A 17,153-nucleotide genomic window follows, 5' to 3' on the forward strand; every position below is an offset into this window, starting at 1 on the left:
CGGGGGACTTTCAGTCCAACGGCAGGTTCAGCAGCGCGTTCTCGACCAGCTCGGGCATCGCCGGGTGGATCCAGTACTGGCCCTGCGCCATGGACTTCGCGTCCAGCCCGAAGCTCATCGCCTGGATCAGCGGCTGGATCACCGTCGACGCCTGCGGCCCGATGATGTGCGCGCCGAGCAGCTGCCCGGTCACCGGGTCCGCGAGCAGCTTCGCGAAGCCCGTCGTGTCCTCCATCGCCCAGCCGTACGCGATCGACGCGTAGGCCTGGCTCGCGGTGACGTACCGGATTCCCCGCTCCTTGGCCTGCTCCTCGGTGAGCCCGACGCTCGCGATCTGCGGGCTGGAGAACACGGCCGCCGGCACGAACCGGTGGTCGCTCGCCTTGGGCTCGTCCGGGTGCAGCAGGTTGTGCTGGACCACGCGGGCCTCGTGGTTCGCGACGTGCTTGAGCTGGTGGTCCGAGCTGATGTCGCCCAACGCGAAGATGTGCGGCTGCGAGGTCCGCTGGAACTCGTCGACCTTGACGCGACCGTCGTCGTGCGTCTCGATGCCCGCCTTGGCGACGTCGAGCAGGTCGGAGTTCGGCTGCCGCCCTGTGGCGATGAGGAGCTGCTGCGCCTCAACGGTTTCCGCGCCGTTCGGCCCCTCCAGGTGCAGCCGCACACCGGTCGCGGTCTTCTCCGCGCGGGTCGTCTTGCGCTGGAGCAGGACGTTCCACTTCGACTTCGCGACGGACGTGAAGCGCTCGGCGATCTCCAGGTCCTCGTGGCGCAGCAGGAGGTTCGAGCGGGCGATCACCGTGACGTCCACGCCGAAGCTGCTGAAGACGTGCGCGAACTCCGAGGCGATGAAGCCGCTGCCGACGATGATGAGGCTCTCGGGCAGCTCGTCGAGGCGCATGACCGTGTCGCTGGTGTGGAAGCCGGTCGTGTCGAGGTCCGCGATGTCGGGGATGCTCGGACGGCTGCCGGCGGCCACGACGATCCGGTCGGCGGTGATGGTCTCGCCGGTGCCGGTGTCGATCGTGTGGGCGTCGAGGAAACGCGCGGTGCCCTCGTAGACGGTCACGTTGGCGTTCTCGTTGGCCCGCCAGTTGCGCCCGCCCTCGGCGATCGGGTCGATCCGCCCGAAGATGCGGTCGCGGATCTCCGGCCAGTGGACCGCGTCGGTGTGGGCGTCCACGCCCAGCTTCCTGGCGTTGGCCGGGGCTGCGGCCTGGTCCGCGGTGTGGACGAACATCTTCGTCGGGATGCAGCCCACGTTGAGGCAGGTTCCGCCGAAGGTGCCTTTCTCCAGGATGGCGATCTGCCAGCCTGCCATGGCTTCGGCGGGGATGCTGTTGCCGGAGCCGGTGCCGATGATGACCAGGTCGAAGTGCCTCACGTGTCGATCCAACCACTTCGGGTGGGTGGGTGTTCCCCGGACGGGTCTCACCCGGGGTTACGTGGCTTGCCCCGTCGGCGGGCGGTTGGGTTGCGGACGGCCCGGTTGCCTCGCGTTGTTCCGCCGGGGGCTCGGCGCCTTGAACGGGTTGACGGGCTGCCTGTCGCGCTGGTGGTCGTGCCCGTCGTGGGGTGGGCCGGTGGGGCGACTCGTGACGGGACACCCCACCGGCGAGGCGGCCGGAAGCCTGGAGCGAAGCGGCTCGCCTTCGGCGTCGCGTGCGATCAGTGCTGGTAGGTCGGGGTGATGATCGCCCTGGCCAGGGTGTGGAAGGCCAGGTTGAAGCTGACCACCGCGGGGGAGGCGTCGGCGTCCACGTCGAGCTTGTCGACGTCCACGGCGTGCACCACGAAGTAGTAGCGGTGCGGGTGGTCGCCCTTGGGCGGGGCGGCTCCTCCGAACGCTCGGGTGCTGTAGTCGGAGCGGACGTGGAAGGCGTCGCCCGGGAGGGTGTCGTCCGAGGCGCCCGCGCCCGTGTCGAGGCTGGTGGTGGTCGCGGGGATGTTCACGGCCACCCAGTGCCAGAAGCCCGAGGGGGTCGGGGCGTCGGGGTCGTAGCAGGTGACCACGAAGCTGCGGGTTCCCTCCGGGAAGCCCGACCAGGACAGCTGGGGTGAGGTGTTGCCGCCCTCGAAGACCTGGGCTTCGGGGAGCTGTTCGCCGTCTCGCACGTCCGTCGAGGTGACGGTGAAGGTGCCCACCTGCGGGAGCAGCTCGTAGGGGTCGGGAGCGACTGGGCGCTCGAGGCTCATGGGAGTCCTCCTTTTGTGATCGGTTCGACCCTATCCCCGTGCAACCGGTGGGGCCCGCTCGACGTCTTCGGCCTGGAGGGGGATGTTGATGTCGAGGTTGCGGCTCTTTGCTGCTTTTGTGCTGGTCGCGGGGGTGGTCTCCTGTGCGGAGACGCCGGAGGGGTCCGGTGGCGGGCCTGTGCTCACCACGTCGTCGCCCGCGGTGGTGACGACGACCCGGGAACGGCCGAAGAGGATGTTCGAGCCGCCGTACCCGTACGGGACGGTGCAGGCCAAGGCGCCCGCCGTGGTGGACGGGATGGTTCCCGTCGTCACGCACATCCCGACGGACAAGCCGTACGTGTTCATCACGGTCGACGACGGGGCCGTGCAGCACCCGAAGGCCCGTGAGCTGATGATCCAGGCCGGGGTGTGGCCGTCGGTGTTCCTCAACACGAAGTACGCCGAGGGGCATCGCGGCTACTTCAAGGAACTGCCCGTCACGGTCCACAGCCACACGACGAGCCACCCGAACCTCGCCGGCAAGGGGCTGGAGTTCCAGAAGCACGAGATCTGCGGCAACGCGGACTTCCTGGCGGCCGAGTACGGGAGGCGGCCCACGTTGTTCCGGCCGCCGTTCGGCAACTACGACGCCACCACGCGGCACGCCGCGGCGAGCTGCGGGTTCAAGGCGCTGGTCAACTGGACCGCCGCGGTCAACGACGGGCGGGTGCAGTTCCAGCAGGGGGATCGGCTCAAGGCCGGGGACATCGTGCTCATGCACTTCCGGACGACGTTCGTCGAGGACTTCACCGCGTTCCTCGACCGGGCCAAGCAGGACGGGCTCACGCCGGTGCCGCTGGAGGACTTCCTGGGGTAGCGGAGCAACCCCGCGGACGGTCGTTGCGTGGTAGGGGTGGAACGGTTCACGACCACTGACGTTCGCAGGGGGAGACAAGTGCAGAAGCGGCTTATCGCGGTGCTGCTCGCAGTGCTCGCGGTGTTCACGTTCGTCCCGGCGGCCTCGGCCAGCGGGCACGCGGAGCTCACGAACATCAGGACCGGCAAGCACGACGGCTTCGAGCGGATCGTGCTCGACTTCACCGGCCTGCCGGGCAACTACCTCTCGCGGGAGACGACCGAGGTCTCGAACTGCGCCTCGGGCAACCCTGTTCCCGTGCAGGGCGCGAAGATCCTCGACACGGTGCTCTACGGCGCGGCCACGTACGACGAGAACTTCGACCCGACGTACACCGGGCCGCGCAACTTCGTGCCACAGGGGCTGACCAACGTCAAGGGCGTCGCCATCACGTGCGACTTCGAGGGGACGCTGGGCATCGCCGTCGGGTACGCGAACCCGCACTCGTACCACAAGGTGTTCACGCTGACGGGTCCTGACCGGCTCGTCATCGATGTCTACTCGTTCTGACGCAACTGTGCCCTGCGTCACACGTCTTGAAGTCATCGAACGAGCCCTGAGAGGGGGCCGAAGATGAACAGACGCATTGCCGCGGTCCTGGTCGCGGTGCTGGCGGTTTTCACGTTCGTCCCGATCGCGTCGGCGCAGAGCACGCCCACGCTGTCGAACATCAGGACCGGGCAGCACGCCGGGTTCAGCCGCGTGGTGCTGGACCTGTCCGGACTGCCGGCCGAACACCGGGTCAGCGAGGTCACCGGCGTGTCGAACTGCGGGTCCGGCAACCCGATCACCGTCGCGGGATCCGGGATCCGGGAGATCCTGTCCGTCACGTTGATCGGTGCCGCCGCGCACGACGACGCCGGGAACCCGACCTACCTGGGGTCGCGAAACTTCGCGACGCCCGGCCTCACGCACGTCCGCGGGATCGCGCTCACGTGCGACTTCGAGGCCACGCTCGGGGTTGCTGTCGGGTACGGCAACCCCTCGTCGTGGCACCGGGTCTTCACCCTGACGAGCCCGAACAGGCTCGTCATCGACATCGGCCTGTAGAACGGAAAAGCCTCGTGGGGGCAGTAGTCGCCGCTACTGCCCCCACGAGGGGTCCACGTCAGGATTCCGTTACGCCGCAACGGTCGCGACGGTCTCCTTCGACAACGCGTGCTCCAGCACCTGGGCCACGTCCGACACGAAGTGCACGGTCAGCTGCTCGCGCACCGACTCCGGCACGTCGTCCAGGTCCGGCTCGTTGCGCTGGGGCAGCAGCACGGTCGTGATGCCGGCGCGGTGGGCGGCCAGCAGCTTCTGCTTCACGCCACCGATCGGCAGCACGCGGCCGGTCAGCGAGATCTCACCGGTCATCGCCACGTCCGAGCGCACCGGGCGGCCCGACAGCAGCGACGCCAGCGCCGTCGTCATCGTGACGCCCGCGGACGGACCGTCCTTCGGCACCGCGCCCGCCGGGACGTGGATGTGCACTCCCCGGTCGGCCAGCGCCGCGGCCTTGTCGTCGTGCGAACGCAGGTACGACAACGCGATCTGCGCGGACTCCTTCATCACGTCGCCCAGCTGGCCGGTCAGCGTGACACCGGTCGACCCCGTGCCCTTCGGGGCCAGCGAGGCCTCGATGAACAGCACGTCGCCGCCGACACCCGTGACGGCCAGACCCGTCGCCACGCCGGGCACCGAGGTCCGCTCCGCCGACTCTGGCGTGTTCTTCGGGCTGCCCAGGTACGACTTCAGCGACGGCTGGTCGACCACGACCGGCAGCTCCGACTCGCCCAGGGCGACCTTCGCGGTGACCTTGCGCAGGATCCGCGAGATGGCGCGTTCCAGTTGTCGCACACCGGCTTCCCGCGTGTACTCGCTCGCGAGCTGGTGCAGCGCGGGCTTGTCGAACGTGACGTCCTCGGGGGTGAGGCCGGCGCGTTCGACCTGGCGCGGCAGCAGGTGGTCGCTCGCGATCGTGACCTTCTCGTCCTCGGTGTAGCCGTCGAGCTGCACGAGCTCCATGCGGTCGAGCAGCGGAGCCGGGATCGACTCCAGGACGTTCGCGGTCGCGAGGAACACCACGTCCGAGAGGTCGAGCTCGACCTCCAGGTAGTGGTCGCGGAACGTGTGGTTCTGCGCAGGGTCCAGCACCTCGAGCAACGCCGCCGTGGGGTCGCCGCGGTAGTCCGAGCCGACCTTGTCGATCTCGTCGAGCAGCACGACCGGGTTCATCGACCCCGCCTCGCTGATCGCGCGGACGATCCGGCCCGGCAGCGCGCCGACGTACGTGCGGCGGTGGCCGCGGATCTCGGCCTCGTCGCGGACGCCGCCGAGCGCCACGCGGACGAACTTGCGGCCCATCGCCCGTGCCACGGACTCGCCGAGCGACGTCTTGCCGACGCCGGGAGGACCCGTCAGCGCGAGCACGGCGCCGGAACGACGCCCGCCCACGACGCCCATGCCGCGGTCGGCACGGCGCTTGCGCACGGCCAGGTACTCCGTGATGCGCTGCTTCACGTCGTCGAGGCCCGCGTGGTCGGCGTCGAGGACCTCGCGCGCCGCCTTGATGTCGTAGGAGTCCTCGGTGCGCTCGTTCCACGGCATCTCGAGAACCGTGTCGAGCCAGGTGCGGATCCAGCCCACCTCGGGCGACTGCTCGGAGGTGCGCTCCAGCTTGTCGACCTCGGCCAGCGCGGCCTTGAGCACCTTCTCGGGCAGCTCGGCGGCCTCGACGCGGGCGCGGTAGTCCTCCTGCTCGGTGGCGGGCTTGCCGTCGAGCTCGGCCAGCTCCTTGCGGATCGCGGCCATCTGCTGGCGCAGCAGGAACTCCCGCTGCTGCTTCTCGACGCCTTCCTTGACGTCCTTGGCGATCGTCTCGTTGACGTCGAGCTCGGTCAGGTGCGCCTGGCCCCACTCCACGAGCTTCTCGAGGCGCGCGGTGACGTCGGACGTCTCCAGCAGCCAGATCTTCTGCTTCTCGTCGAGGTAGGAGGCGTAGCCCGCGAGGTCGGCGAGCGCCGACGGGTCGGTGATCTGCTGCACCGAGTCGACCATCTGCCACGCGCCGCGCGTCTGCAGGATGTTCGTGACGAGCGCGCGGTACTGCTTCGCGAGCTCACGGGTGCGGTCGGTGACCTCGGACTCGTCCGCGATCGTGGCGTTCACCCACAGCGCCGCGCCCGGCCCCGTGGTGCCCGTGCCGATGCGCACGCGCTTGGTGCCGCGCACGACGGCGGCGCGTTCGCCACCGGGCAGCCGGCCCACCTGCTCGATCTCGGCCAGTGTGCCGACCGAGGCGTACTTGCCGTCCAGCCGTGGGACGAGCAGCACTTGATGGTTCGCCGCGGTCGTGGCCGCGTCGACGGCCGCGCGGGCCTCGGCGCTCGCGTCCGCACCGGAGATGCGGATCGGCACCACCATGCCGGGAAGCACCACGACGTCGTCCAGCGGCAGTACCGGCAGGGCCAGGGTTTCGCCCATCTCGTCATCCTCCAAAGTTGAGTCTGTATCGCTCAACCAACTGGAGTCTGCTGGTGTTCCCCCACAGTGTTCGCTGTCAGCGAGCAGTGGCTTGCAGGCGTCTGACCAGCGCGATCTCGCCGGTCAAGCGGGCGATCGCCGCGCCGGTCTCGCACGAGGACAGCACGCCGGTGGGCCTGCGCCGCAGGTCGAGGCGGTCCGCGCCGGGATACCTGACCGTGCAGCGGTTGGCCGCCGCGACGAGGGGGACCAGCACCTCGCCCGCTTCGACCGTACGCCCGCTCAGCACGATCGGCCGGGGCGTGCGGCGGGCCGGGGCGACGGGGACCGGTGTGTCGAACCGGAGCAGCTCCTCGACGGCGTCCGCGGCGAGGCCCGGGTCGGCGCGGAGCAGCGCGGCCTGGCCGGGGTGCTCGTGCAACGCGCGCAGGGCGTTGGTGAGCAACCCCCGCGTGGTGGCGAGGGCGGACGCGGCGAACGCCTCCACGCCGTGCGTGAGGGTGAACGCCTCCGCGGCCGTGGCGGCGACCGACTGCGCGAACGTGGCGTCGTCGGCGTCGAGCAGCTCCACGGTGCTCATGGTGATCGCCGGCCGGGCCACTTTCAGCGCGCGTGCGATCGCCCGTTTGGGTGGAGGTTGCGGGCCGCCCGCGTCCACGCCGAGCGCTGTGCGCACGTCGTCGTAACGGCTGATGCACCAGCCGCCGATGTCGGCGTCGAAGTGCACCGGCGAGCGTTCCCTGAGGTAGCGGAACCTCGCGTGGCGTTCAGCGGTGCTGGAGGGCATGTCCTCCACACGTGAGCGACACCATCCCGGTTCGGGTGTGTGGCGGTGGACACCCGTGCGGCGACGACGGAGGATGCGCACGTGAAGGAAGAGCTGAAGTGGGTCCCGTCCACGGTCGACGTCACGCGCCCGAGCGTGGCGCGGATGTACGACTACTACCTGGGCGGCTCGCACAACTTCGAAGCCGACCGCGCGGCCGCCAAGCAGGTGGAGCAGATCTTCCCCGGCGTCGCCCAGAGCGCGCAGGCCAACCGCTCGTTCCTGCGCAGGGTCGTCCGCCACCTCATGGACCAGGGCGTCGACCAGTTCCTCGACCTCGGCTCCGGCATCCCGACCGTGGGCAACGTCCACGAGATCGCGCAGCACGAGAACCCGGACGCCCGCGTGGTCTACGTCGACTTCGAACCGGTCGCCGTCTCGCACAGCAACGCCCTGCTGGCCGACAACCCGAACGCCACCGCGATCCTCGCCGACCTGCGCGCCACCTCGACGGTGCTCGAAGGAGCCCGCGAGACGCTCGACTTCTCCCGCCCGGTCGGCGTGCTGGTCATCGCCGCGCTGCACTTCATCCAGGACGCCGACAGCCCGTACCAGGCCGTCGAGGAGTACATGGCGGCGTTCCCCTCCGGCTCGTACCTCGCCATCACCCACGCCACCTGGGACACCCTGAACGACGAGGAGCGCGCCGAGGCCGAGCAGGTCGCCAAGATCTACAGCAGCTCGGACAACGGCCTCAAGATGCGCACGCACGCCGAGGTGACGAAGTTCTTCGACGGCATGGAAATGGTGGAGCCGGGCGTCGTCGCGGTCAACGACTGGCGCCCGGACTCCTTCGACGAGGCCCACGTGGGCATCTACGGCGCCGTCGCCCGCAAGCCCTGAAGCAGGCGGTCCCGGATCTCGTTGGTCTCGCGGTCGGTGAGGGTGCGTTCCGGCGCCCTCATCGTCACGCGGATGAGCACGTTCTTCTGACCGGGCAGGGCTCCCAGCCGTGCCCTCACGTGCTCGGGCAGCTCCTCCGACGGTGTCTCGCCGAGGATCTCGACCTCCTCGACGACGTCCTCCGGCACGAGAGCGCGGATCCGGTCGCCCAGGGTCTCCGCGTCGTCGCTGCCGTTGGCCACGATCGAGATGTCCCTGATCGCCGCCGGGTGCCGGGAGATCGGCCGGTACCCGTCCAGGTCGAGCATCTGCGCCGCGATGCGCGGGTCCTCGTTGCGCAGCAGGCGGATGTCCGGGATCCCCTTGCGCAGCATGAGAACCCGGTCGAGACCGAGCCCCAGCGCGAGGCCGTGCGGGTGGTGCTTGAGCACGTGCCGCGCCGCCCTGCCGCACTCACCGATCTCCACCCACCGACCGTCGTGCTCGACGTCGATCTGCTTGCCGTGCGTGGTGTACGGGTGCTGCGCGTCGACGGTCCGATAGCGCTTGCCGGGCAGCAGGGTCGTGACGACGGTGTGGATGAGGTCGTCCAGAGGTTCCTCCGCGGTGCTGATCCGCCAGACGTCGAGCTGGTGCGGCGTGCCGGTGTGCAGGCGGTCGACGGTGTCGCGGCGGTGGACGAGGCCGGGGCAGAGCAGCGTCACGTCCGGGGTGACCTCCCGCAACGCCGGCGGGATCATCGCCGTGGTGTGGCTGCGCAGCATGCACGTCTGGCTGACGTACCGGGTGTAGCGGGCGTCCCTGGTGATCGCGTCGGCCGGGTAGCCGAGGTGCTCGTAGTTGTGCTCCACCGGGACGAGCGGGTGGTGGCGGACTTCCCGCGGGGCGTCCAGCACCGCCTTCAGATCGGCGATGAGGAGCTGCATCGCGTGCGGGCCCTGCGCGGGGTCGGTGAGGTCGCGGACGTTCAGGGCGCGCACGAGTTCTTCGGTGCTGTACATGGGAGTTCCCGTTTCTGCTCGGTCGAGTGGGTGCGGAGTCCCCCGACCGACGGGAATTTCAGGCGCGCGCCACCCACGCTGGTCGGGGGTGGCTAAATCGCGTCACGGGTTCAGGTTAGCGCGCCTACTCCGGTGGCGTCAGCCGCAAATCCGGGTCCACCGGCGGCACCCCGTCGAACGGCCCGTCGTCCCTCAGCCGCCCCACGTGGTCCAGCGCGACCTCGATCCCGTCCCGGAACGGGTCGCCGTCGGCCGGGGGAGTGCGGAACCAGTCGTGCAGCTCCGCGGGGATCTCGAACCGGGCGAGCAGCTCGTCGTAGAGCGCCTCGCGGTCCGCGGCCTGCTCGCCGAGCTCCTGGTACTCGCGCAGCGCCATGCGCAGGCGGATCCAGCGGTAGCGGTCGGTGTTGTGCCGCTGCTCGAACCGCTCGCGCAGGAGTTCGCCCGCCCGCCGGCCGCGCAGCGCCAAGCGCCGGATCGTGGCGGGCGGCATGAAGAGGTTCGAGCCGCCCTCGTCGTCGGCCTGCCGCACGTGCGCGATGCGGCCGCGGTAGCCGGGGAGCGCGGACTGCATGGTGTCGCGCCAGTCCAGGAACGTGTTCAGGATCGACACCAGGAAGCGCGGCATCGAGTCCAGGGACGCGTACGGCGTGCCGGAGCTCGACGCGTCCTGCTCCGGCAGCCACACCTCCCGCGTGTCGCCGTTCGGGTAGGACTGCAGGCTCAGGCCGAACGTGGGCCAGCGGGGCAGCAGCGCGTCGAAGAAGTGGATGGGGAAGTTGCTGGTGATGCCGCCGTCGGAGAACCAGTGCACGCGGCCGTCGCGGCACAGCGGCACGGCGGCGATCAGGCCGGGGAACGACAACGACATCCGCACGGCGAGCGCGACGGGCAGCCGGTCGCGGGGAGGCAGCGCGCGCAACGGCATGTGCTCGTGCAGCGGGCACTTCGCGGAGACCTCGGGACCGTCCAGCTGTTCGACGACCCGGCGGGGCAGCACGTGGCCGAGGCACTCCTCGCAGTACTGCCACTCCTCCTTGAACGGCAACCGGTACGGCCGCCCCTCCGACACGTCGGTCGTCATCAGCACGAGGTTGATGTCACCGAGGTCGCCGAACGTCAGCGCCTGCGAGGTGCCCGCCAGCGCGTCGAGCTGGTCGGCGATCCAGTCGGCCAGCGGTGGCACGCCGGTCGACTTCGGCACGCCGGCGAGCCGGTCGAGCCACGACGGCGTGAAGTCACCGGTGCCCGGCACGAGTCCGAAGTGGATGGACCGCGCGTTGTTCTTCAGGAACCGCTGCACGGCATAGCCGTACGTGACGATCAACGCGCTGACCGCCGCCAGCGACAGCACCAGCCACACCAGCAGCACGACCGCGGCCGTGGCGTGGTGGCGGGAGAACGCCAGCCCGAGCACCAGGGGCACGGCGGCGAAGATCCAGGCGGGCCACGGCAGGCTCGACCTCAGCGGCCACAGCACCAGGACCAGGCACGCCAGCGCCAGCACGACCACCAGCGCCGCGAGCCAGCCCGCGTAGGACGACGGGGCGAGCCACGCCGACCACAGCACCGGCCCGCCCAGCCACAGCGCCGCCATGAGCGCCAGCACCGCCTTCGCCCGCCAGCCGATCGCGCCGAGCAGGGCGAAGAACAGGCACGTGATCGCGCTGCGGCCCGTCGTGGAGCGCTTCTGCATGGACGCGACGACGATCCGGTACAGCGCGCGGGTCTTCTGCGCGGGCTGGAACAGCTGCGCCATCCGCCACCGCTCCGCGCCCGTGCCGGACGTGAACCAGTCGATCAGCCCCGCCAGCTCCTCGAACCCGCCGGAGGCACGACCGCGTTCGGCCGCCGCCGTGAACCCCGCGGCGATCGCTCCCGCGGACGCGCCACCGATCTGCTTGAACTCGTAGTGGCGCGCCAGCGAGGCGACGGCGAGCGGGTACACGACGCCGCTGGTCGTGCCGCCCCGCATGGTCAGGTCGCAGTAGCGGTCGTACTCCATGTGCTCATGATCGCGCGGTCAGCGCGATCTCCCGGGAAAGTTCACCCGGACGCCAGCGGCCGGACCGGACCGCGTTCCACGGCGAGCCACCACGAGATCACGTCCTGCGCCACGTCGGCCACGGACTGGTCCGCGTCGACGACGTAGTCCTCGACCCAGGACGCCGCGTAGAGCATCTCCAGCTCGTCGGCGCGGTTGAGGTGCCACCGCAGTTCCGCCTCGTCGAGGTGCCGCTGCGACAGCCGCCGGTGCACGACGGACAGGTCGGCCTTCAACCGGCAGACGTTGAGCTTCCCGCCGATCACCTCGGCGTAGCGCAGGCGGTCCGCCTGGCTCTCCACCACGCCCGCGAGCACGATGCGGTGCACACCGGTCTCGACGTAGTTGCCCACCACGGCCCGCAGGTTGCGCAGCTGCAGCTCGAAGTGGAACGGGTCGGAGTCCGGTGCGGGCCAGCAGGACGACAGCCAGTCGAGGTCGATGACCGCGTGCGGCACCTTCGCCTCGGCGAGCCTGCCGCCGACCGCCTCGGCGACCGTCGTCTTGCCCACCCCGACCGGCCCGGTGATCAGCAGCGCCTTCACCCCGCCACCGCCGCGAGCTCCGCCGGCGTCCCGGACATGATCACGCGGACGTGCTCGGTCACCTTCTCGACCGGCCAGTCCCACCACGCGATGCTCTCCAGCAGCTCGACGTCGGCGTCGCTGTACCGCTTCTTGAGCAGCTTGGCCGGGTTGCCGCCGACCACGCCGTACGCCGGCACGTCCGCCACGACGACCGAACCGGACGCGATGATCGCGCCGTTGCCGATGCGCACGCCCGGCATGACCAGGCTGTGGTAGCCGATCCAGACGTCGTTGCCCACCACGGTGTCGCCCCGGCTCGGCGTCCCCAGCGCGATGTCGAGCGTCTTCTCCGCCCACAGCCCGCCGAAGATCGTGAACGGGAACGTCGACACGCCGTCGGTGCGGTGGTTGCCGCCGGACATGATGAACCGCACGCCCTCCGCCAGCGCGCAGTACCTGCCGATGACCAGCTTCTCCTCGCCGAAGTTGTAGAGGACGTTGCGGTGCTCGAACTCCTCGGCGTGGTGCGGGTCGTCGTAGTAGGTGTACTCGCCGACCTCGATCTGCGGGTTCTTCACCAACGGCTTGAGCAGCACCGTCCGGGGGTGGTCCGGCAACGGGTAGAGGTTGTCGGGCGGGGGAATCGTCACGGCGCTCCGATCGGCTCTTCGCTGAACTGCGTGCGGTACAGCTTGGCGTAGTGGCCTTCCCGGGCCAGCAACGCTTCATGCGTACCACGTTCCACGATCCGCCCCTTCTCGACCACGAGGATCTGGTCCGCCGCGCGGATGGTCGAGAGCCGGTGCGCGATGACGAGCGAGGTCCGCCCGGCGAGCGCCTCGACCAGCGCCTCCTGCACCGCGGCCTCCGAACGCGAGTCGAGGTGCGCGGTGGCCTCGTCGAGGATCACCACGCGGGGCTTGGCCAGCAGCAACCGCGCGATGGTCAGGCGCTGCCGCTCCCCGCCCGAGAGCCGGTAGCCGCGCTCGCCCACCACGGTGTCGAGCTGGTCCGGCAACGAGGAGACCAGGTCCGCGAGCCGCGACCGTTCAAGTGCGTCCCACAGTTCCTCGTCGGTCGCCGCGGGAGCCGCGAGCCGCAGGTTCGCGCCGATCGTCTCGTGGAACAGGTGCCCGTCCTGCGTCACCATGCCCACGGTGTCGCGGATCGAGTCGAACGACAGGTCGCGAACGTCCACACCGGACAGCCGGATGGAGCCGGAGTCCGCGTCGTACAGGCGGGGCAGCAGCGAGGCGATCGTCGACTTGCCCGCACCGGACGACCCGACCAGCGCGATCATCGAACCGGGCTCGGCGGTGAACGACACCCCGTCGAGGATCTGCTCACCTCCGCGCGTGTCGAGCGACGCGACCTCCTCCAGCGAGGCCAGCGACACCTTGTCCGCGGACGGGTAGGCGAACTTCACGTCGGAGAACTCGACGGACACCGGCCCGTCGGGAACGGGGACCGGCTCGGGCTTCTCCTCGATGAGCGGCGGCAGGTCCAGCACCTCGAAGACGCGCTCGAACGACACCAGCGCCGTCATCACGTCGACCCGTGCGCCGGCCAGTGCCGTCAGCGGTGCGTACAGCCTGGTCAGCAGCAGTGCCAGCGTCACGATCGTGCCCGGCGCCATCTGCCCGGCGAACACGAACCACCCGCCCAGGCCGTAGACCAGGGCCAGCGCCAGCGAGGACACCAGCGTGAGCGCCACCAGGAAGAGCCACTGCGCCACCGCGGTCCGCACGCCGATGTCGCGCACCCGCCGCGCCCGTGCACCGAACTCGGCGCTCTCCAGGGCGGGCCGGCCGAACAGCTTGATCAGCGTCGCGCCCGGCGCGGAGAACCGCTCGGTCATCTGCGTGGTCATCGCCGAGTCGAGGTTCGCCGCCTCGCGGTGCATCGACGCCAAGCGCTTGCCCATCCGCCGCGCCGGGATCAGGAAGATCGGCAGCAGCGCCATCGCGAGCAGCGTGACCTGCCACGACAGCGTCAGCATCACGGCCAGCGTCAGCACGAGCGCGATCACGTTCGTGACGACACCGGAGATCGTCTCGGAGAACGCCCGCTGCGCCGCGATCACGTCGTTGTTCAGGCGCGACACCAACGCACCCGTGCGCGTGCGGGTGAAGAACGCGACCGGCATCCGCTGCACGTGGTCGAAGACGGCTTGGCGCAGCCGCAGGATCAGGTCCTCGCCGACCCGCGACGACTGCCACCGCTCGGCCAGGGAGAACCCGGCCTCCAGCACCGCGACGCCGGCGATCGCCAGCGCGAGCCACACGACCAGCCCGAAGTCCCTGCCCGTGATGATGGTGTCGACGACGCGACCGGCGAGCAGCGGCGAGGCCACCGCGAGCACGGCGGCGACCGCGCTGGTGGCGAGCAACGCGTACACGGCCCGCCGCTGGGGGCGGGCGAACCGGGCGACGCGCTTCAACGTCGCCCGGCTCACGCGACGGTTCTTCTCGTCCTGCATCGCGCTTTCGAGCGCGTACCAGGCGTTGAAGTCGATGTTCATGACGACCAGTCTCGAACTTCGACCTATCAGGAGGTCAAGCGGTTTCGAGGAACGCGTCCACCTCGGCGAGCGCCGCCGCGCGCACGGGCTCCGGGGAGAGGAAGAGGTCGTGCATGCCGGCCTTGATCTCGACGACCTTGACCGACGACCCGAGCTTCGGACCCCACCTGCGCATCCCCTCGACGTCGAGCACGGCGTCGGCCCGGGAGACGTCCTCGCTCCACTCGCGGGCGTTGAGCATGCTCTTGTCGGAGTGCAGCACGAGCACGGGCACGCGCACGTCGAGTCCCTTCTGGACCTTCTCCTGGGCGATGAGCACGGCCCGGATCCACCCGGCCAGCACCGGGAAGCCCGCGAGCGGCTTCCACCTGAGGTCGAAGTCCCACTCGCCGTTGCGCGAGCTGTGGATCGCCGACCCGTACGCGTCGCCGAGGTTCGCGCGGATCTTCGCCTTCGGCGCGAGCCGGCCGACCAGCTTCACGACTCGGCGCGTCAACGGCGGTTCGACGACGTCCAGCCACGGGCTGTTGAGCACCAAGGCGTCGATCAGCTCGCTGGAACGCCGTTCGTGCGCCCACAACGACGTGGTCAGACCTCCGGTCGAGTGGCCCATGAGGACGACGCGCGAGTGCTCCTCGCGGACCTTCGCGATCGCCGCGTCGATCTCCTCGAAGTACACCGCCATGTCGGTCGTGTAGTTGGGCACCTCGCCGTCGCGCAGCGACCGGCCGTACCCGCGCAGGTCGACGGCGTAGAAGTCGTAGCCCCGGGCCGTGTAGTGCTCGGCCACGTGCTCCTGGAAGAAGTAGTCCGCGAACCCGTGCACGTAGAGGATCGCGCCCCGGTCGTTCGCCGCGGCCCGCCGGCGGACCAGGGTGGCCGATGCCCCGCCGCGCAACGGCAGAACGGTGGTGTCTTCGTCGCTGCTCACCGCGCAAGTCTGCAACGGTCCGGTGCCGATTCCGCGCACCCGCGTCCGGATCGTGTCTAACCTGGGGACATGACGGGGGACATCGAACAGTCATCCAGGGTGCGGTTCCCGGGCATCAGCTCGCGCGCCTACGAACATCCGGCCGACCGGGGCGCCCTCGCGGTGCTGCGCGCCGTGCCCGCCGTGGGACCGATCATCAAGGCGGTCGCGGCGGCGTTCTCCGAGCGCGGGGAGCGCCTGGTCCAGATCGCGTCCTCGGTGCGCGTCGGCCCGAAGCAGTTCCCCGACCTGCACCGGCTGCAGAACGAGGTCGCCGCCGCGTTCGACCTGCAGGAGGTCCCGGAGCTGTTCGTCCGGCACTCCCCGCTGGTCAACGCGCAGACCAGGGGCATCGACAAGCCCTTCGTCGTGCTGAACTCCGCGCTGGTCGAGAGGTTCGACCGGGAGCAGCTGCGCTGGGTCGTCGGGCACGAGATGGGCCACGCGATGTCCGGCCACGGTCTCTACAACACGATCCTCGACCGCCTGCTCGGCCTGAGGTACACGATGGGCTGGAACCCGGCGGGCACGTTCGCCATGCGCGCGGTGATCGCGGCGCTCTACGAGTGGCAGCGCAAGACCGAGCTGTCGTGCGACCGCGCCGGCCTGCTCGCGGGCCAGGACCCGCAGGCCGCGCTGCGCGTGCACCTCGCGTTCGCCGGCGACACGGGCGACCAGGTGGACATCGCGTCGTTCCTCGAGCAGGCCAAGGAGTACGAGGGCGAGGACATCCGCGACAGCATCCTCAAGCTGCTCGACAACGAGCAGCGCTCGCACCCGCTGGCCGTCGTCCGGGCCGCCGAGCTGCAGCGGTGGGCCGCGAGCGAGGAGTACCGCGAGATCCTCACCGGCACCTACCCGCGCCGCGAGGACGACCACCCGACGAACAACCTGACCGACGACATCAAGGGCGCCGCCAGGTCGTACAAGGAGTCCATGAGCAGCTCCGCCGACCCGTTGATCAAGACCATCAACGACATCGGCGAGACCGTGATGGGCGCGGCGGGCAAGATGTGGAGCAAGGTTGCTCCAAATGGACCAGCGGAGTAGCTACCATCTGGAGTCATGAGACGACTCCTGGTGCTGGTTCTCTCCGCAATGCTGGCCTCCGCGGGTGTCGCCGCCGCCGACGTGCAGGTCGTCGGCGGCGAGCGCGCGTCGATAGCGGCCAATCCCTGGGTCGTCCACCTCACCGACGAGCGGGGTGCGCAGTTCTGCGGCGGCACGATCGTCGCGCCGACCAAGGTGCTCACCGCGGCGCACTGCGCGCTGGGCCGCTCCCCGAGGAGCCTGCGGGTCGTCGCCGGTCGCGAGGACAAGCAGGACCGCGAGTCCGGGGTCTCGGTCGTGCCCGAGTCCATCTGGGTCCACCGGCAGTACGTCTCCGCCGACCAGGGCGAGGACGTCGCGGTGCTCACGCTGCCCAGGGCGCTGCCGTACCAGCCGCTGCCGTTCGCGGAGGAGACCGACGGGGCGCTCTACCGGCCGGGAACGCCGCTGCGCGCGCTCGGCTGGGGGCGCACCAGCGAGAACGGCAGGACCTCGCGCTTCCTCATGCAGGCGACCGTGCCGGTGCTGCCCGACGACTTCTGCGTCAACACGTACCCGCAGTTCGTGCAGACCGACATGTTCTGCGCTGGGTACGAGGGCGGCAAGGTCGACACCTGCCAGGGCGACTCGGGCGGTCCGATCGTCGTCGAGGGCAAGCTCGTCGGCGTCACGTCGTGGGGCGAGGGCTGCGCGCGCAGGAACAAGCCCGGCGTGTACGTCCGGATCTCCCGGTACGCCAAGGAGCTGCACTCGGTGGTGGATTCTCCGCCGCCTGCCGTTGTCGAGCCGTAGGGCGGCGGGTTCGGTGA

Annotated in this window: 16 protein-coding genes; 6 read left to right on the forward strand and 10 right to left on the reverse strand. The window is 70.1% G+C overall.

Going from position 1 to position 17,153, the window contains the following annotated elements:
• Positions 1-10: 10 nt before the first annotated feature.
• Together V1227_RS35705 and V1227_RS35710 are read right to left on the reverse strand one after the other, a co-directional pair.
• Complete coding sequence (locus V1227_RS35705; protein ID WP_329789574.1) at positions 11-1,384, reverse strand: mycothione reductase; 1,374 nt, start codon at positions 1,382-1,384, stop codon at positions 11-13.
• Between the two features lie 284 nt (positions 1,385-1,668).
• Positions 1,669-2,196: a YbhB/YbcL family Raf kinase inhibitor-like protein gene (locus V1227_RS35710; RefSeq protein WP_329789575.1), complete on the reverse strand. Its 528-nt coding sequence runs from the start codon at positions 2,194-2,196 to the stop codon at positions 1,669-1,671.
• Positions 2,197-2,284: 88 nt separating this feature from the next.
• Here V1227_RS35710 and V1227_RS35715 point away from each other — a divergent pair, with 88 nt between their 5' ends.
• The 3 genes from V1227_RS35715 (at position 2,285) to V1227_RS35725 (ending at position 4,144) form a co-directional block, all read left to right on the forward strand.
• Positions 2,285-3,055 carry a polysaccharide deacetylase family protein gene (locus tag V1227_RS35715; protein WP_329789576.1) on the forward strand — a complete coding sequence of 257 codons (771 nt, stop codon included), beginning with the start codon at positions 2,285-2,287 and terminating at the stop codon, positions 3,053-3,055.
• 78 nt (positions 3,056-3,133) lie between these two features.
• Positions 3,134-3,604, forward strand: a complete 471-nt coding sequence (locus V1227_RS35720) for an AMIN-like domain-containing (lipo)protein (protein WP_236225249.1) — start codon at positions 3,134-3,136, stop codon at positions 3,602-3,604.
• A gap of 63 nt (positions 3,605-3,667) precedes the next feature.
• On the forward strand, positions 3,668-4,144 hold the full coding sequence (locus tag V1227_RS35725; protein ID WP_329789577.1) for an AMIN-like domain-containing (lipo)protein: 477 nt from the start codon (positions 3,668-3,670) through the stop codon (positions 4,142-4,144).
• A 69-nt stretch (positions 4,145-4,213) separates the two neighbouring features.
• Here V1227_RS35725 and lon read toward each other — a convergent pair whose 3' ends face one another.
• Together lon and V1227_RS35735 are read right to left on the reverse strand one after the other, a co-directional pair.
• On the reverse strand, positions 4,214-6,562 hold the full coding sequence (gene lon, locus V1227_RS35730; protein ID WP_329789578.1) for an endopeptidase La: 2,349 nt from the start codon (positions 6,560-6,562) through the stop codon (positions 4,214-4,216).
• A gap of 76 nt (positions 6,563-6,638) precedes the next feature.
• On the reverse strand, positions 6,639-7,349 hold the full coding sequence (locus tag V1227_RS35735; RefSeq protein ID WP_329789579.1) for a hypothetical protein: 711 nt from the start codon (positions 7,347-7,349) through the stop codon (positions 6,639-6,641).
• Positions 7,350-7,430: 81 nt separating this feature from the next.
• On the opposite strand from V1227_RS35735, the gene V1227_RS35740 reads away from it, so the two are divergent.
• Positions 7,431-8,231 carry an SAM-dependent methyltransferase gene (locus V1227_RS35740; RefSeq protein ID WP_329789580.1) on the forward strand — a complete coding sequence of 267 codons (801 nt, stop codon included), beginning with the start codon at positions 7,431-7,433 and terminating at the stop codon, positions 8,229-8,231.
• On the opposite strand, the gene srmL is transcribed toward V1227_RS35740, so the two are convergent.
• The 6 genes from srmL to V1227_RS35770 all read right to left on the reverse strand — a co-directional run bounded on the left by srmL (position 8,204) and on the right by V1227_RS35770 (position 15,255).
• A complete protein-coding gene (gene srmL / locus V1227_RS35745; protein WP_329789581.1) occupies positions 8,204-9,232 on the reverse strand; it encodes a PheS-related mystery ligase SrmL in 1,029 nt (342 codons plus the stop codon). The two genes, V1227_RS35740 and srmL, sit on opposite strands and share 28 nt — an antisense overlap.
• A 124-nt stretch (positions 9,233-9,356) precedes the next feature.
• A complete protein-coding gene (locus tag V1227_RS35750; protein ID WP_329789582.1) occupies positions 9,357-11,237 on the reverse strand; it encodes a patatin in 1,881 nt (626 codons plus the stop codon).
• 41 nt (positions 11,238-11,278) lie between these two features.
• Positions 11,279-11,821 carry a hypothetical protein gene (locus V1227_RS35755; protein WP_329789583.1) on the reverse strand — a complete coding sequence of 181 codons (543 nt, stop codon included), beginning with the start codon at positions 11,819-11,821 and terminating at the stop codon, positions 11,279-11,281.
• Positions 11,818-12,453, reverse strand: coding sequence for a CatB-related O-acetyltransferase (locus V1227_RS35760; protein WP_329789584.1), 636 nt, complete (start codon positions 12,451-12,453; stop codon positions 11,818-11,820). Before V1227_RS35760 ends, V1227_RS35755 begins: the two co-directional genes overlap by 4 nt.
• Complete coding sequence (locus tag V1227_RS35765) at positions 12,450-14,324, reverse strand: ABC transporter ATP-binding protein (protein ID WP_329789585.1); 1,875 nt, start codon at positions 14,322-14,324, stop codon at positions 12,450-12,452. The genes V1227_RS35760 and V1227_RS35765 overlap by 4 nt, the downstream gene beginning before the upstream one ends.
• Positions 14,325-14,358: 34 nt before the next feature.
• Positions 14,359-15,255 carry an alpha/beta hydrolase gene (locus V1227_RS35770; RefSeq protein ID WP_329789586.1) on the reverse strand — a complete coding sequence of 299 codons (897 nt, stop codon included), beginning with the start codon at positions 15,253-15,255 and terminating at the stop codon, positions 14,359-14,361.
• Positions 15,256-15,324: 69 nt separating this feature from the next.
• Here V1227_RS35770 and V1227_RS35775 point away from each other — a divergent pair, with 69 nt between their 5' ends.
• Both V1227_RS35775 and V1227_RS35780 read left to right on the forward strand, forming a co-directional pair.
• On the forward strand, positions 15,325-16,344 hold the full coding sequence (locus V1227_RS35775) for a M48 family metallopeptidase (protein ID WP_329789587.1): 1,020 nt from the start codon (positions 15,325-15,327) through the stop codon (positions 16,342-16,344).
• Positions 16,345-16,359: 15 nt separating this feature from the next.
• Positions 16,360-17,136 carry a S1 family peptidase gene (locus tag V1227_RS35780; RefSeq protein ID WP_329789588.1) on the forward strand — a complete coding sequence of 259 codons (777 nt, stop codon included), beginning with the start codon at positions 16,360-16,362 and terminating at the stop codon, positions 17,134-17,136.
• Positions 17,137-17,153: the final 17 nt, after the last annotated feature.

It is taken from the genome of Lentzea sp. DG1S-22, from assembly GCF_036321065.1.
Classification (GTDB): Bacteria; Actinomycetota; Actinomycetes; order Mycobacteriales; family Pseudonocardiaceae; genus Lentzea; species Lentzea jiangxiensis.